This is a genomic window from Anabaena sp. AL93 (genome assembly GCF_001672085.1).
Classification (GTDB): domain Bacteria; phylum Cyanobacteriota; class Cyanobacteriia; order Cyanobacteriales; family Nostocaceae; genus Dolichospermum; species Dolichospermum heterosporum.
This window is the reverse complement of record NZ_LJOU01000018.1, coordinates 50,160-66,526: the sequence shown is the minus strand read 5'-3', so window position 1 is coordinate 66,526 and position 16,367 is coordinate 50,160. Positions and strand designations below refer to the sequence as shown.

The following is a 16,367-nucleotide window of genomic DNA, read 5'->3' as shown; positions in this document are numbered from 1 at the left end:
CCCCCTGCTCCCCTGCCTACTTTTCCGAACGGGTATAATCATCTTGATAGCGAATAATATCATCTTCTCCGAGATATTCGCCATTTTGGACTTCAATTAAAACCAAGGGAATCACACCGGGATTTTCTAACCGATGGGTTGTACATTGGGGGACATAGGTTGATTGATTATTGCTTAATAAGATTTCTTTGTCGCCACAAACTACTTTAGCTGTACCGGAAACAACAATCCAGTGTTCACTGCGGTGGTGGTGCATTTGTAAGCTGAGGCGATGTCCAGGCTTTACTTCAATTCGTTTAATTTTATATCCGCGCCCTTCTTCTAAGACTGTGAAAGAACCCCAAGGACGTAATTCACCAGCAGCAATACTTCTAGCATTAATTGTTGGTTGTAGAGTCAGAGTATTTGGGGCAGTTTCTGATAGTTTAGCCATAGTTACCTCAGATGGAGACATAACAAACCTGTTTTTAGTTAGAACAGTTGATGGAAAAGCGACAAGATTTAGCCACTTTGATAAAGATAGCAAAACTCACCATTGACTGGTAAAGTCCCTGGCGGAAACTAATCTGTCTACATAAAATCTTCATCAAAAAATTAGGGCTTACGCATTGACAAAGTTTCTTAAATATGTAATTCGGATTTTATCTCTTGTAGGGTGCGTCAGACCCGATAATTTGGTAAAAAACAGATTTCCTCTATCTGACGCACCCTACCCAATAAGTTATTCCCAAAGCCGAAAACGACGCGTGCGTAAGTCCTAAAAATAATGGATTATCTGAATTTTGGTTCACCTACTTAGGAACTTTTGGTGATATGAAAATCCCAATACCATTGTGAACACGGGCTGCTGTACTAGGAGAACGGTCAAGTAACTGACCGCCTAAATAAAGACTGGTAGAACTACCACCGTCTAAATTTAAAGCATTAATACAACCCATTGTTTGCATTAATTTTGCTTGTTCTGCCAAAGTTGGACCACCACCACCAGCCCGACTATGTACAGCAGCAATCATAAGATTACCTGTGGAAGTGGTACAAATACTGCTGCGAACTGCTTGACTTGTCATGAAAGCAGGGCTGAATGTTTCTGCTGGTCCATCTAGAACTATTTGCCGATTTTGGACTAATAGGGGACCTGCACCAATAATGTGGGGGTAGCGACTAAATTCAGGTGTGGTAGTGGTGCTGGTAAGAGAAACTTTTGTCCCAATGGGTAATTGTGGTGTCTGATTGCGGAAGATGAGGAGATAACCATTTTCGGGAATGGGAATGGTAGTTATACCACTTTTACCTCCTGCTAACTGATTGCTTACTTGATTGTTTTCGACAACTACAATAGTTTCATTATCAGCTAAAGGTGTATAAGTATTTCCCCATACTGGAGTATAACGAGCGATACCGCGTTGGACATAGCCAGTATTAAGTAAGGAAATGGGTAGACGTTGATTATTGTTCGTAATTAAGGCTTCTGTGAGGGTGAGCCGACCAAAGTAAAATTGTCCGTTATTATTCCAAGCGATCGCTCCTCGGTTAAGAATTGGACCGGATATCCACTGATTATCTCGCCGAATTGCGCCTAAAGGTAATTTATTATTACGGTTAAAATAACCACCATTAACTGCGGCTACTGCTAAGTAATTTTGAGCAGTTTGGATTAAAGGGGCTGTACCAGTTAATGTTTGCGGATTAGTAATTATAGGCTTAATACTTAATCCCACAGACCGAGGGTTAATATCTAACCAAACCACAGGAAAGCGATCTGTTCCTAAAGTTACCAACTGCTGTCGCCATTGTAATCCCTGCGCCCAAGCAATAGTTTTTTCCACCATGGCATCAGGTTGAATATCAATAACTAAGCGATTGGGTTGGGGAATAGTGCTAACTTGTAGAGACTGACCAAAGGGAATACTAAGACGGAGAATTGTTTGATTATTAACCACTTCCACTTTTTGAATTATTGATACGGAAATGGGTGGTGTAGTGGGTTGAGAGTTATAGCGTTGTATTAAAGTCGGATCAGCAATACCATCTAGGGTAAGCGTCCATTCTCTGTTGGGTGGTGTGGTAGATTTAGAGATAATCTCATCAGGATCTACTACTTTTTTAACTGGTAATTCTTGTCGAATTTGCCAAGGGGTCGCTATATCTAAATCGAGGACAACTCTATCTCCTTTTGGTTGTTTACCCAGACGAATGTTTTTCAGTTGAGAAGGGGGAGTAGAAATTACCAAAGTGTTACCATTAGCTTGAATTTGCCATTTAGCTGTTTGGGCTAATTGAGTAATATCTAAATAACGATATCCTCCGCTAAGATTCGTGTTAAAAATGAGGGGATTTGTCAAGCCAGAAAACCACTGTACTGGTTGTTTGCCAGGATTACTGCTATTGAGTAAATCTATCCCTATTAATTGCTTAACTGCACCATCACTTAGATAAGTTTGTCCTTTAATGGTGGTTGCTGTTGGTTGTAACCATGCTCCTGGTAAAATCCGTCCATTGAGAATAATTTGATTACCAGCACTAACGGAAGTGGGAACGGGAGTTAGTAAACTAGGAGTATCTTGAGCAAATGCCCCATAAGTAGCAGTCAAACACAGTGCTGTTGACAGTAGCGGTAATACAGAATTTAGGATTTTCAAGATCATTGACTGGGTATTTTTAAAAGTTATCAATCAAAACCCAGCCTAGCGAAAATTTATCAGAAAATTTAAAAAATAATTACCTTTTTTAGAAATATTCGTGATATTATTTATCTTGGGTCTGTGTCTCTTATTCAGAGTAGCAGGCAGTTACTATGCTAAAAATACTAGCTGCAATTGTCTTAAATAATACAAATTAATTGGAGCCTGCTATGATACTGTTGGGGGTTAAAGGTGAAATTCGGACACCCTATCCTCATCTCTAAAATTTTAGGTTTTGGGGTTTGAATCTAAAATCTCAAGTTCCTGTGGTTGGTCATGAATAAACAGCCAGAATACAGGGAAAAATAGATATGTTTTAGGAATTGTCAAATGGGCATATAGTGAAAATAGGCTAATTTTTGGGAGCTATCAGTAATCAGCAAAGAACAAGAATAGCTTGCATGGTGTAAGCCGTGAGCAAAAAAACTGCAAACTTCAAAACCGTTGGATTTACAGGTCTTTCTGGATTAGGGTAGTTTGTTTATATAGTGCATTGACACTCTCAGCGGCTAAAGTCAGTGAGATTCTTAGTTCACCGAAACCACTTAATTTAGATTCCTTGCGGTTTCTAAACCAGAGGTGGGGTCTCACCAAGTAGAGCAACCGCCGTTTAATTGTCAAGGTATGGTGTCTGCGATTTAGGCAGCAATTGGGTTTTTAGACAGGTTGATTACCCTTCCTGTATCAATACTTGTCGGTTAAGGAAATGTAGGTTGGGTTGAGCGACAGCGAAACCAAACAAAATCCTTGATAAGGTTGGGTTGAGGAACGAAACCCGACCTACCATATAATGACTTTTCATGCTTAACCGAGTAGTATTGCTTCCTGTATAGGTAATATTATCCATAAAATGCTAAATTATGACAAGAGAAAATAGAAATTGAGTAAGAATTGATGACGGGGATTAAAATTACCGAGTATTCTTGTAAACAAACAAAAAATAAATAGGTATTGATAACACAGCTTTAGTTAAACGTCAAGCTAAAATTGTTATCTCTAAACTTTGGTAATTATGTATTTTTATCCAGTGCCAAAACTGAGAAAATTTCCCTTTAGCAGTAATAACAACATCTGTACCTCAACATTTCAGGAATAGAGTATGAATCATCAACCATCGAATCAGGGTCAGCAAATTACAGTGTCAGATACTAATTTTCCAGATACATATCCAGGACAAAAGTGGTTAGTAGAAGAAAGGGATGCTTGTGGAGTCGGGTTTATTACCCATCGTCAAAATATTGCCAGTCATGAAATTTTGGATCAAGCCTTAACTGCTTTAACTTGCTTAGAACATAGAGGGGGTTGTAGTGCTGACCAAGATTCTGGAGATGGTGCGGGGATATTAACAGCGATTCCTTGGGAATTATTGGCACAAGACAAGAATCATGGCATTGATTTTGCCAAGCTGAGTAATATGGCGGTGGGGATGATATTTTTTCCCCAAGACGCAACAGCCGCAAAAGCTGCTAAGGCTGCATTTGCACAAATAGCAGCAGAGGAGAGATTAACTATACTGGGCTGGCGAGTAGTTCCGGTGCGTCCAGAAGTATTAGGGATGCAAGCAAAAGAAAATCAACCCCAAATAGAACAGGTTATAATTTCTTGTGCTGATAAGAGCGGTGATGAACTAGAAAGAGAATTGTATATTGCCCGTCGCCGCATTATGCAAGCGGGCAGAAAAATTTCTGAAGATTTCTATGTCTGTTCCTTGTCTAGCCGGACAATTGTTTATAAAGGCATGGTGCGTTCCGCTGTCTTGGGGGATTTTTACGAAGATCTAAAAAATCCGGCTTTTAAAGTGGCATTTGCAGTATATCATCGCCGCTTTAGTACCAATACGATGCCTAAATGGCCTTTAGCCCAACCAATGCGGTTATTAGGTCATAACGGAGAAATTAACACCCTGTTGGGGAATATTAATTGGATGATGGCACGGGAAGCCACCCTTAGTCATCCGATTTGGGAAGATCGGTTTGACGAACTCAAACCAATGGTCAACATTGATAATAGTGATTCTGCTACTTTAGATAATGTACTAGAGTTGTTGGTGCGTTCGGGACGCAGCCCTTTAGAAGGGTTAATGATGATGGTTCCCGAAGCGTATAAAAATCAACCTTCCTTGGCTGAATATCCCGAAATTGTGGATTTTTATGAATATTACAGCGGTTTGCAAGAAGCATGGGATGGACCCGCGCTGTTAGTATTTAGCGATGGCAAAAAAGTTGGAGCAACATTAGATCGTAATGGTTTAAGACCTGCGCGTTATGTCATTACCAAAGATGATTATATTGTTGTTGCCTCCGAAGCTGGAGTTGTGGATTTCCCAGAAGAAAACATTCTCGAAAAAGGTAGACTCGGTCCAGGACAAATGATTGCGGTGGATTTAAACACCCAAGAAATCCTCAAGAACTGGGAGATTAAACAGCGCATTGCTAAACAACATCCTTATGGCGAATGGTTGCAACAATACCGCCAAGAATTGAGTAAGTTAGTGAAGGGTAAGTCTGTAGTTAATGGCAATGGTAACGGTAATGGGCATTTGTCAACAAACAACGAACAACTGACAACTGACAAAATTGATTCACAAGTCTTATTACAACAGCAAATTGCCTTTGGCTACACCATAGAAGATGTGGAAATGGTGATTCACCCTATGGCTAGTACGGGTGCAGAAGCAACTTTCTGTATGGGAGATGATATTCCTTTGGCGGTATTGTCAGAAAAATCCCATTTGCTGTATGACTATTTTAAACAGCGGTTTGCCCAAGTTACTAATCCAGCGATTGACCCTTTACGGGAAAAGTTGGTGATGGCGCTGACGGTGGAATTGGGTGAAAAGGGGAATTTATTAGAACCTAAACCGGAATACGCCCGCAGACTCAAGTTGGAGTCTCCTGTACTCACTCAAACAGAGTTAGAAACTATTAAGTTGTCAGGATTTGCAACGGCTGAATTGTCAACTTTATTTCCCATAGCCACAGGACCAGATGGTTTAAAAACGGCTGTGGAATCTTTGCAAAAACAAGCTGCGGAATCGGTGCGGGCTGGTGCGAAGATTCTCATATTAAGTGACAGAACAGGTACAGGGATTGCGGCAGAATATACCTATATTCCTCCTTTATTAGCCATTGGTGCGGTTCACCATCACTTAATCCGTGAAGGGTTACGGATGAAAACATCCTTAATTGTGGATACAGCCCAATGTTGGAGTACCCATCATTTTGCCTGTTTGTTGGGTTATGGTGCGGGGGCGGTTTGTCCCTATATGGCTTTAGATACTGTAACTGCTTGGTGGCATGAACCCAAAACTCAGCAGTTTATGACTAGGGGCAAAATTGCCACTCTGACTTTAAATCAAGCCGTAGAAAATTATCGCAAAGCTATAGAATCGGGTTTGCTGAAAATCCTCTCGAAGATGGGTATTTCCCTACTTTCCAGTTATCAAGCGGCGCAAATATTTGAAGCTATTGGGATTGGTGGTGATTTGTTGGCTTTGGGTTTCCGGGGAACAACTTCCCGGATTGGTGGTTTAAGTGTGAGTGAATTAGCACAAGAGGTGTTATCTTTCCACAGTAAGGCTTTCCCGGAATTGACGGCGAAGAAGTTGGAAAACTTAGGTTTTGTCCAATACCGTCCCGGTGGTGAATACCACATGAATAGCCCAGAATTGGCGAAGTCGCTGCATAAGGCTGTCAATGGTAAGCAGTATGACCATTATGAGGTTTATAAGCAACATCTGCACAATCGTCCGGTAACGGCGTTGCGTGATTTGCTAGATTTCCACAGCGAGCGCTCACCAATTCCTTTGGAAGAGGTGGAGTCAGTTAATGATATTGTTAAACGTTTCTGTACTGGTGGGATGTCTTTAGGGGCGTTATCACGAGAAGCACATGAAACTTTAGCGATCGCAATGAATCGCATTGGTGGTAGATCTAATTCTGGTGAAGGTGGCGAAGATCCGGTTCGTTACAACGTTTTAAATGATGTTGATACCGCTGGTAAATCTCCTACTCTGCCTCATCTCAATGGGTTGAAAAATGGTGACACGGCTGCAAGTGCCATTAGACAAATTGCCTCAGGACGGTTCGGCGTTACTCCCCAATACTTAGCTACAGCCCAACAACTAGAAATCAAAATTGCCCAAGGTGCAAAACCAGGAGAAGGTGGACAGCTACCTGGACCCAAAGTAAGCCCTTATATTGCCATGTTGCGGCGTTCTAAGCCGGGTGTAACTTTGATTTCCCCGCCACCCCACCATGATATTTATTCGATTGAAGATTTAGCCCAGTTGATTTTTGACTTGCACCAAATTAATCCTAAAGCTCAAGTTTCGGTGAAATTAGTCGCAGAAATCGGGATTGGCACAATTGCTGCGGGTGTGGCTAAAGCTAACGCCGATATTATCCAAATTTCGGGACATGATGGCGGTACAGGTGCATCACCCCTCTCTTCGATTAAACACGCGGGTAGTCCTTGGGAATTGGGGCTAACGGAAGTACATCGGGTATTAATGGAAAACAGCTTGCGCGATCGCGTCATCTTGCGGGTAGATGGTGGTCTGAAAAGCGGCTGGGATGTCCTAATTGGGGCGTTGATGGGGGCAGAGGAGTTTGGGTTCGGTTCCATAGCTATGATTGCGGAAGGCTGCATTATGGCGCGGATTTGCCACACTAATAATTGTCCTGTGGGGATAGCTTCTCAAAAAGAAGAAATGCGGAAACGGTTTACTGGCATTCCCGAACACGTTGTTAATTTCTTCTACTTCATCGCGGAAGAGGTGCGGAGTCTGTTAGCTAAATTGGGATATCGTTCTTTATCAGAAGTAATTGGTCGCGCTGATTTATTAACGGTGCGTTCTGAAGTTAGACTGAATAAAACCCAAGCTTTGAATTTGAATTGTTTAACTAAGCTGCCAGATGCAAAAGTTAATCGTAGTTGGTTGGTGCATGAAAAAGTTCACAGCAATGGACCAGTTTTAGATGATCAGTTACTAGCTGATGCAGATATTCAAGCCGCGATTCAGAATCAGGGTGAAGTTAGTAAAACCGTTACCGTCGTAAATACTGATAGAACGGTCGGCGCAAGGTTAACTGGGGCGATCGCTCATAAATACGGTGACAACGGCTTTACAGGGCAAATAAACCTGAATTTCCAGGGAAGTGTGGGGCAAAGCTTCGGCGCATTTAACCTGGATGGTGTGATTCTCAACTTAGTAGGGGAAGCAAACGACTATGTTGGTAAGGGCATGAACGGTGGGGAAATTATTATTAAGCCCCCAGCCAATGCCACCTATAACCCAGCAGAAAACGTGATTGTAGGGAATACCTGCCTTTATGGGGCGACTGGTGGGGTGTTATTTGCCAATGGTTTAGCCGGAGAACGGTTTGCGGTGCGGAACTCTAAAGGTACAGCCGTAATTGAAGGGGCTGGTGATCACTGCTGCGAGTATATGACTGGTGGTGTAATTGTGGTTCTGGGTAAAGCTGGCCGCAACGTGGGTGCAGGTATGACAGGCGGTTTAGCTTATTTCCTTGATGAAGTCGGTAATTTCCCTGATTTTGTCAATCATGCGATCGTCAAAGTGCAACGGGTTGTGAGTGAAGCAGGTGCAAAACAATTGTATGAGTTAATTCAAACTCATGCCCAGAAAACGGGTTCACCCAAGGCACAGGAAATTATTGCTAATTGGGAAGTATATTTACCTAAGTTCTGGCAATTAGTACCACCTTCTGAATCTGATAGTCCAGAAGCCAAAGTAGCAGAAAAACAATTGAGTTCTGTGTAATTTGTCTGAATCAGGATGTACAGGATTTGAGGATTTACAGGATTTAATTAAATACTTTATCCTGTTTATCCTTTAATCCTTTTTTGTCTGAATCAGGATGTCCAGGATTTGAGGATTTCCAGGATTTAATTAATAACTAGACATCTCCAGAAATTTAATTTCCTTACAACAACCGGAGCTTTTTAGGTTAAATTTCCGAGGTGTCTATTGCATTTGCAAGAAGTAGTACCTACGAGCAAAGTTGGATAATTTGAGTTTGCAAGGCGAGTTTTTCATCTACACCAGATTTGAGCATTAGCTCAAGTTCCAATAGCATTTTTAAACTATTTTTCAGCTTGTTTACACAACAATTAGCAACCTCTTGGCGGATGTAATACAAGCGTTTGGGATTTTTCACGTCTGCAAGTTGGGCGATCGTATTGTCGTCTTGACACCCTGTGATGATCATCTGTTTGACTGTTAGCCAAGTGCGAAAGGTTGTAGTCAGGGTAGCGGTAATCTTTAAAGCTGGTTCGTTACAGTTAATTAAGTGTTCAACAAATTCTAATGCTTGAGCAATGTTACCCAAGCGAATGGCGTTGGCTAGTTGTAAACTATTAGCAGAATGGACTCCAACTGCAACAAAATTTCTTTTGAACACACTCCCAGTAATGTGCTGTTGGGCAAATGTACTAATCTTCCTCTACTCCCAACTGGTGGTGTCATGATATCGGATAATGCTTGAGGAATGGTTTCTTTAGATTCTGGGGGGTATTCTGTATGGTTGAAGTTTGCCCATTGTTGATCTAGAGTGTGGGTTTTTAGTTGTTTGATGGTGCGAGTTAGAAAGAATTCGTTTTCACTAAAGTACAAGTATGTTGGCATGGTAGTACGGCAATTGTATTGTCGTACATGAGCGTTAGCTCTAAGCCTACTATAATTTTGTTTGCATGGGAAAGCAGTCATTCAACAAAATGGCACTTTCGTTCTTCAACTTGGGTTACTTAATGTCATATTGAAATCACTGCTGACAAACTGTCAAAGATAGTTGACGTTCAGTCAAGAGTGTATGATAATGTTTTACACAAGTCAATATATCTGTCTGTCGTGCTTTCAAAATCATACAATGCCCCATCTAAGAAGCTTTTATGTAGTACATCCTGATGATTGGCTGCTTCAAGAGTTCAGTCTAGGGATTCAGAACCGTTCTAAAGAATCAATTCGTCAGTGGATACTCCGAGAACTTCTAGAAACTTATAACTACCCAACTGGCTGGTTAGAAAATCAAATCAGTTTAGTTGACTCTGAAAGTTTGGAGTTAGAAGTTGAAGACTTTTTTGGGATTCGTTTGTTAACAACTAATGGAGAACCTTTTTTTTGGATTTCTATTAGCGAGGAAAATGAATTAGAAAAGGCTGAAAATCGTCTAGTATCAATTCTTATAAAGAGTAACACCGCTGGAGTGGGCATCGTAACAGATGGAACTGATCAAGGTACTAAATTTTTACGCCGTCGATTTGATAGTGACAAGTGTGAATATATTGTTGATATTGAGGTTTACTCTCAACCAGATGCTTTGTCTAGTTTAAAGCTGAACACAGTTGATGATGATATTACTACTTCTAGTAGGCTGCTAATGTTATCGGAGCGTGTTGAGAATGTTTTCTTTGAAATTCATAGCCACATAAGAGATATTGACGGATTTCATCCAGATGAAGCACTTGATGAGGTATGCAAAATCCTATATGTAAAATTATATGACGAGGAAATGACAAAACCTAATGAAGTCTATCGTTTACAGAAGGTTTTATATGGCTCAACTGAGGAATTTGCCGCAGTCATTAGAGGCTTATATATGGAGGCAACTGAATACGATACACGAGTCTTTAGCCTTAAAATTCCAGCTTATCAACGTTCACGTGGGGTATTTAATACAAAATTACGCCTTTCTAGTCCAGCTTTAGTAAAAATTGTAGAAGTTCTTCAAAATTACGATATTAGCCATTCTGACACCGATGTTAAGGGGCGTGCATTTCAAAAAGTTATAAATCCTGTCATACGTGCTGGTATGGGTCAATATTTCACACCTGACCCAGTAGTACGATTCATGGTTAATATAACTCGTCCCCAGATTTCTGATTTGATACTTGATCCATTTTGTGGATCTGCCCATTTCTTGACAGCTTGTTTGCAGTTCGTAAGAAGCCAAAATAGATCTGGCGCAGAAAAATCTTTACATGAATTTGCTTTTGGCAAGTTACATGGTATTGAAAAAAGTGACCGAATGGTTCGCGTTGCGATGACTGATATGCGACTTCAAGGTGACGGGCATAGCAATATCAGATGTACAGATGCGCTATTAGAATTTTCAAATTATCCTGATTTAAAATCAAGTTCATTTGACCTGATCTTGACTAATCCGCCATTTGGCTCAGTGCTTGGATCAGATGCCATTTCTCAAATAGGAGAATCTTGTCTTTCTAAAGGGAGAAAGACCTGTCAATTAGAAGTTTTAGGAATTGAGAGAAGCATTAAATTTTTAAGACCAAGTGGGCGAATTGGAATCGTTTTACCTGATGGAATTTTTGCTAATCGGAGTTCTAAATATGTTCGTGACTGGTTGCAAGAGGAGGCTAAAATACGTGCTGTTATAAGTCTTCCTGTTGAGACATTCTCTCCATTTGGAGCAAACATTAAAACCAGCATTCTTATTGCTCGTAAGTGGCGTAAAGATGAAAAGAAAAATCAAGACTATTCTATTTTTATAGCTCGAATTGATGATGTTGGATATGACGCATCTGGACGAGCTAGAAATACTTCAGATTTTGGCAAGGTGGTTGAAGAATATGAATACTTTCTCTTAAAAGAAGGATGGTAAGTTATGTGGATTGGAAAAGCTTCGATATCTGATTTTCAGAAAAAATCTTGTTGGAAAGTTGAGTTTTTTTGTAATGAAGGAACTAGTATTTCTAATAGCATATTTGAATTGGTATCGCTTCAAGAAATTGTAACTGAGCGTAAGGAAACATTGAATCCTCAAGCAAGTCCAGACAAGCTTTTAAATTATATAGGGCTTGAAAACGTTCAATCCTTAACAGGGGATCTAATTGACTTTCGTTCAAAATATGGAAAAGAGATTCGTTCAAGATCAAAGGTTTTCCAAAAGGGGGATATTCTTTACGGTAGGCTTAGACCATATTTGAATAAGGTGTATTTAGTTGAGGAATTCATTTCGGAAGGAATTTGCTCAGGTGAATTTTATGTTTTAAAGCCGAATACCAATAAGGTTTTACCAAATTTTTTAAGGGCTATTCTTGCATCACAATATGTTCAACAGTATGTTCAGAACCTACAAACTGGGTCTGCACTCCCTCGTCTTCAACTTCAAGATTTACTAGAAATAGAGATACCCTTACCTCTGATCGAAATACAGCAAGAGTATGAAGAGTTTTTAATTCAAGAAAACTCGTACAGACGAAAATTATCAATTGAATTATCTGAACTTCCGCAAAAAATTGTAGATACTGTTGTTCATGCTCTTGAACATGGTGAAAAACCATGTAAGGTTTTAGTAGAAAAACTATAAAATCAACCTAAGTTTCTCTCGATACTCTGGATATTTTTCTCTGATTGAGCTAATAATTTCTACCTTGTTAAGTCCTTTGGTTTGTATTCCTAAATCTTGTGCAATAGCCTTCCACTCGTTTAATAAATATTGATTAGCTTCTTCATCAGGATAATTTCTGTGAGTAAACGAAATATAAGCATTGTCCTTTAGATTCATCCGCTAAAATATTCATTGATTTAGCTTCAATTCGTAATAGCTCGCCAGTTCGTGTGTCCGAATCCCAATCAGAATCTTTTAAGACACAGGCAAAGTCATTGTAGCCATGATCGGAAAACCAACCCAATTCATAAGCATAGGACTCAGGATCAACTGTTGACAAAACTTTGTTGGTGTGGAAACCCCAGAGAGCTTCCAGAAGAGAACCCATTCCGCTGCCCCTTCTACCTCCTCTCGTTTTTAGGAGAAAACGAGACATTTGATTGATTCGCTTACACGCCATAGGAGTTGCTTTTATGATTGCAATGGCGGCATTCTCAGGTGTCACTATAAACTCACTCGTAATTTAGCAGTAGTATTTTACAACAAAAGTGTTAAGTAGACGTGAACCTGAGATATAAGATATAAGATATAAGTAAGTACGATTCGTTCTGGAGAAACTCAGTTTTTTGGGCGGATTTCAGGCTTTAGTAGAGTAACTCTTATATTGTATGCCTATGCCATAGAGGTGACTTTCTAGCTTAGGCATCCAGGTAGCTTGGAGAGAAAAAAATTATAGGCGATCGCCTATGGTAATGGAGTGGGCGATCGCTCTCATCATTAGTATAATCCCCCACTCAAAACAAACTCAACTGCTTTCCCACATCACCTTGAGGCTCAACAACCGAAAGTAACTCATCTCGTTTTTTAGCCATCAACTCCAAATAATACCCACTGGAATAGCTTTCAGAATTAGTCAGTCCCCGAACTCCTTGATAAAACGTCACAACATCCCCAGTAAGTAGGTTGGCGTTGAAAATTGTCGTTATGGCAAGGCAAAAGGCAAGAGGCAAGAGGCAAGAGTGAAGAGGGTTTAGGCGATTTTACATTTCTTTACACAGTTTGGTTTTATTGTGTTCACCTACTTATTACCCAGAACCAAAAGAGCCTTTTCACCCTTCTTAATTTTCCGAGTAACCTGTAACTGTTCCACAGGAAAATCACCAGAACGAATAACCTTGGTTAATTCTTTGAGTCTGAGTCGTTCCCTGGTGAGATAATCGAGAATACTTAATCCCACTCGTTGCGTATTTGGAGATGTCTACTTTATCTGTATTTATCCTGTTTATCCTTTCATCTTTTTTGTCTGAATCAGGATGTCCAGGATTTAAGGATTTACAGGATTTAATTACGATTATGTGCATCTTCATCCAGAATTGGTATAAGCTGAGAAACATTTAATTTGCATAATTAAAACAGGCAGGATGCCTGTTCCACAAGAGTTTTAGTTGTGAGCAATATACAATCTAAATGTCCAACAGCTTATTCATCCTGTTCATCCTTTAATCCTGGTTATCCTGATTCTGACATTTTTATTTATGGTTTCTTCGCTTTTTGAGATTTTGTTTTATTATGGGCAACTAACTGGGGATATTGATCTTGCATTTCTAAAAGTTCGGGAACAGTCACAAATTCATAACCCTGTTTCCGAAACCTGCTAATGATTTCTGGTAAGGCTTTGACAGTGTGAGAGCGATCGCCACCACCATCGTGCATTAACACAATACCCCCTGGTTTAGCTTCCCTAAAGATGTTATTAATTAGTCTTGGCACACCCGGACGTGAATAGTCCATAGAATCAGACGACCACATAATAACAGCATATTTATTACTTTTAGCATAAGCCGCTACTCCATTCCTCATGTTTCCTCCTGGTGGACGAAACAGACTGGTTTTTATACCAGTAGTCTTATAAATTATGTCTGTTGTATTAGCAACTTCGTAAGCTGCTGTCTGTGCATTCATGTGATGATACCAATGATGCCAAGTATGATTAGCAATAATATGACCATCTGTAACTACCCGTTTTGTTAAATCTGGATAGTTTTTGACATTTTGTCCAACAACAAAAAATGTTCCCTTAATATTATTTTTCTTGAGAATATCTAATACTTTGGCGGTGCTACTAGGCCAAGGTCCGTCATCAAACGTTAGGGCAATAACTTTGTTTCCTGGGGGAAGTTTAGCCTCGCTAATGACAATCCCTTGAAAGTTAGATGGTACATCAGTGGAAACCCCTTTGGCTTGTGCTTCTTGTTGCCAAGTGGTAAGCATTTCTGTTTTAAATTCCTCTAACCGCTGCTGAGTTTTCACATTAGCTGCAATATCTTTATTTTTAACAATTACACCTTGACTTTGAGCATCAGAGATTTTCGCTTTGAATAAAATCATCAAAGCAATGCTTAAAGTGCCAGTTAGTCCAAGTATTGCAATTAATATTCCCTGCTTTCCAAAAAAAGACTTATTATTTTCCACAGTGTAACTCCTTCAAGGGACGAGCAACCATTGATGGCAGTGATAGCTCTGACGGTAGGTTATAACACATTTTTCTAAAAATTGAGGTAGTTTACCATACTCTGAAGTATGATGTCCTTGGTATTCATGTATATTCTGCTGATTGAACTCATGATTCACTATTAAAGAAAAAATAATTTTTTCCTCAATGCCATGAGTAGTTAGATGATAATTAACTGAAGATAGTTTCTCATTTATGAACGAGATTTAGTAGTTACATTAGCTACTAATCTAACCTTGAGTGGATATACTTTTATCATAGATTGATAACTTTTCCATAATAGTGGATTTAGCAGAAAAAATTAACATTTGTTCTGTTAAGTTGATTTTTTCCAAATCACTAATATCACTCCAGTGACAATCAAACCTAGTCCAAAAACACGGGTTAGAGAAATAGGTTCTTTTAAAACAAAGTAACCTAGTAATACAGAAAATATATAACCAATGGATACAGCAGGGGCAGCAACGCTGAGATTGATTCTGGTTAGGAGTAATATATAGGTTACTGCACCAATACCATAACAGGTTAATCCTAATAAAACTTCTGGTATGGTGATCATGTTGAGAATGAGATTAATAATGTTTCCTATATGAACTTTACCTAATTTAATCGCCCCCATTTTCAAAAAAAATTGTCCTGCTACACTAATAAGAACTGATATTAGCAGTAAACTAAATTCTGGTATTGACACTGATATTGCCTTAATTTTATTGATAACGGTGATTGGTGGGATGAAATACAATGGAGGGCGCAGACCCTGCGCCCCTAGGTTTTTGAGATTTAAAACTATTGAATAGTATTATTTTTTTTAAGTCAACATTTTAGTTTTTTGTAAAGCCTCCACTTTCTTTTAATGTATAAAGAGGACGACCTTTCACTTCTTCATATATTCTGCCAATATATTCACCTAAAATACCAATACAAACTAATTGGACTGAACCCAAGAAAAACATGGAAATTGTAATTAATGTGTAACCAATTAAGTGAGAGACTGGGGCAAAGATTCGCCAATAAAGGACTAATACTATCATAATCATAGCAATCGTAGCTGAGATAATACCTAAGTAGGTTGCCAGTCGTAAGGGAACTGTAGAGAAAGAGATAATACCATCAATTGCCAGGGATAAAGATTTACCAAAAGTATATTTTACATCTCCTGCAAACCGAGGGTTTCTTTCAAAAAGTACAGAGGTTTGTCGAAAACCTACCCAAGCACGTAACCCGCGAACATAACGGTTGCGTTCTGGCATAGAATTCAAGATATCTACTACTTGTCTATCCATTAAGCAAAAATCGCCTGTATCTACAGGAATATCAACTTTAGCCAAGCGTCGAAGCAGACGATAAAAAAGGTATGCCGTTAAGCGTTTTAGCCAACCTTCCTTTTGACGGGATATGCGTTGAGCGTATACTACTTGGTATTCTTGATGCCATTTTTCGATCATTGTTAAAATTAATTCTGGTGGATCTTGAAGATCGGCATCCATAACAATGATACATTTACCTTGGACAAAGTTCAAACCGGCGGTAACGGCGATTTGATGCCCAAAATTCCGGGCGAGACTGAGGTAATGGACTCGATGATCACGGTGATGTAATTCGCGCATCATACTCAAAGAGCGATCGCGGCTACCATCATCAATTAAAATTAATTCCACATCACCGTCTAACTGTTCCATAACATCATGTAAACGGCGATACATCTCCATAATATTTTCTTCTTCGTTATAAATGGGGATAACTAGGGAGTAGATGGGCTGATTGATCATGATAAAATTTATTGAAAATTTAATTGCCTGAAAA

13 protein-coding genes are annotated in these 16,367 nt (G+C 39.5%); 3 read left to right on the top strand and 10 right to left on the bottom strand.

From position 1 onward, the window contains the following. Positions 1–16: 16 nt before the first annotated feature. Together AN486_RS06945 and AN486_RS06940 are read right to left on the bottom strand one after the other, a co-directional pair. A complete protein-coding gene (locus AN486_RS06945; RefSeq protein WP_290599851.1) occupies positions 17–433 on the bottom strand; it encodes a phosphomannose isomerase type II C-terminal cupin domain in 417 nt (138 codons plus the stop codon). 358 nt (positions 434–791) lie between these two features. Continuing rightward, positions 792–2,645 carry a phosphodiester glycosidase family protein gene (locus AN486_RS06940; protein ID WP_053538428.1) on the bottom strand — a complete coding sequence of 618 codons (1,854 nt, stop codon included), beginning with the start codon at positions 2,643–2,645 and terminating at the stop codon, positions 792–794. Positions 2,646–3,780: 1,135 nt separating this feature from the next. On the opposite strand from AN486_RS06940, the gene gltB reads away from it, so the two are divergent. Continuing rightward, complete coding sequence (gene gltB, locus AN486_RS06935; protein ID WP_290599844.1) at positions 3,781–8,466, top strand: glutamate synthase large subunit; 4,686 nt, start codon at positions 3,781–3,783, stop codon at positions 8,464–8,466. Between the two features lie 229 nt (positions 8,467–8,695). Here the strand turns inward: gltB and AN486_RS06930 are convergent, their stop codons facing one another. Both AN486_RS06930 and AN486_RS06925 read right to left on the bottom strand, forming a co-directional pair. Further along, complete coding sequence (locus tag AN486_RS06930; RefSeq protein ID WP_233455369.1) at positions 8,696–9,106, bottom strand: hypothetical protein; 411 nt, start codon at positions 9,104–9,106, stop codon at positions 8,696–8,698. Further along, on the bottom strand, positions 9,049–9,330 hold the full coding sequence (locus AN486_RS06925; protein WP_233455368.1) for a hypothetical protein: 282 nt from the start codon (positions 9,328–9,330) through the stop codon (positions 9,049–9,051). Before AN486_RS06925 ends, AN486_RS06930 begins: the two co-directional genes overlap by 58 nt. Before the next feature lie 241 nt (positions 9,331–9,571). Here AN486_RS06925 and AN486_RS06920 point away from each other — a divergent pair, with 241 nt between their 5' ends. Continuing rightward, positions 9,572–11,323: an N-6 DNA methylase gene (locus AN486_RS06920; RefSeq protein WP_168634940.1), complete on the top strand. Its 1,752-nt coding sequence runs from the start codon at positions 9,572–9,574 to the stop codon at positions 11,321–11,323. 3 nt (positions 11,324–11,326) lie between these two features. Then, positions 11,327–12,031, top strand: a complete 705-nt coding sequence (locus AN486_RS06915) for a restriction endonuclease subunit S (protein ID WP_168634939.1) — start codon at positions 11,327–11,329, stop codon at positions 12,029–12,031. Positions 12,032–12,176: 145 nt separating this feature from the next. On the opposite strand, the gene AN486_RS06910 is transcribed toward AN486_RS06915, so the two are convergent. The 6 genes from AN486_RS06910 to AN486_RS06885 all read right to left on the bottom strand — a co-directional run bounded on the left by AN486_RS06910 (position 12,177) and on the right by AN486_RS06885 (position 16,330). Next, positions 12,177–12,557 (bottom strand): hypothetical protein, encoded by a 381-nt coding sequence (locus tag AN486_RS06910; RefSeq protein ID WP_290599843.1) that lies wholly within the window; start codon positions 12,555–12,557, stop codon positions 12,177–12,179. A gap of 289 nt (positions 12,558–12,846) precedes the next feature. Then, positions 12,847–13,062 (bottom strand): hypothetical protein, encoded by a 216-nt coding sequence (locus tag AN486_RS06905; protein WP_290599842.1) that lies wholly within the window; start codon positions 13,060–13,062, stop codon positions 12,847–12,849. Between the two features lie 68 nt (positions 13,063–13,130). After that, entirely contained in the window at positions 13,131–13,289 is a 159-nt protein-coding gene (locus tag AN486_RS06900) for a hypothetical protein (protein WP_290599841.1), read from the bottom strand. Between the two features lie 296 nt (positions 13,290–13,585). After that, the gene (locus AN486_RS06895) at positions 13,586–14,524 is read right to left on the bottom strand and encodes a polysaccharide deacetylase family protein (RefSeq protein ID WP_053538432.1); all 939 of its coding nucleotides are present in this window, start codon (positions 14,522–14,524) and stop codon (positions 13,586–13,588) included. Positions 14,525–14,880: 356 nt separating this feature from the next. Continuing rightward, the gene (locus AN486_RS06890; protein WP_027402067.1) at positions 14,881–15,255 is read right to left on the bottom strand and encodes an EamA family transporter; all 375 of its coding nucleotides are present in this window, start codon (positions 15,253–15,255) and stop codon (positions 14,881–14,883) included. 130 nt (positions 15,256–15,385) lie between these two features. Then, complete coding sequence (locus AN486_RS06885; protein WP_027402068.1) at positions 15,386–16,330, bottom strand: glycosyltransferase family 2 protein; 945 nt, start codon at positions 16,328–16,330, stop codon at positions 15,386–15,388. Between the last annotated feature and the right edge of the window lie 37 nt (positions 16,331–16,367).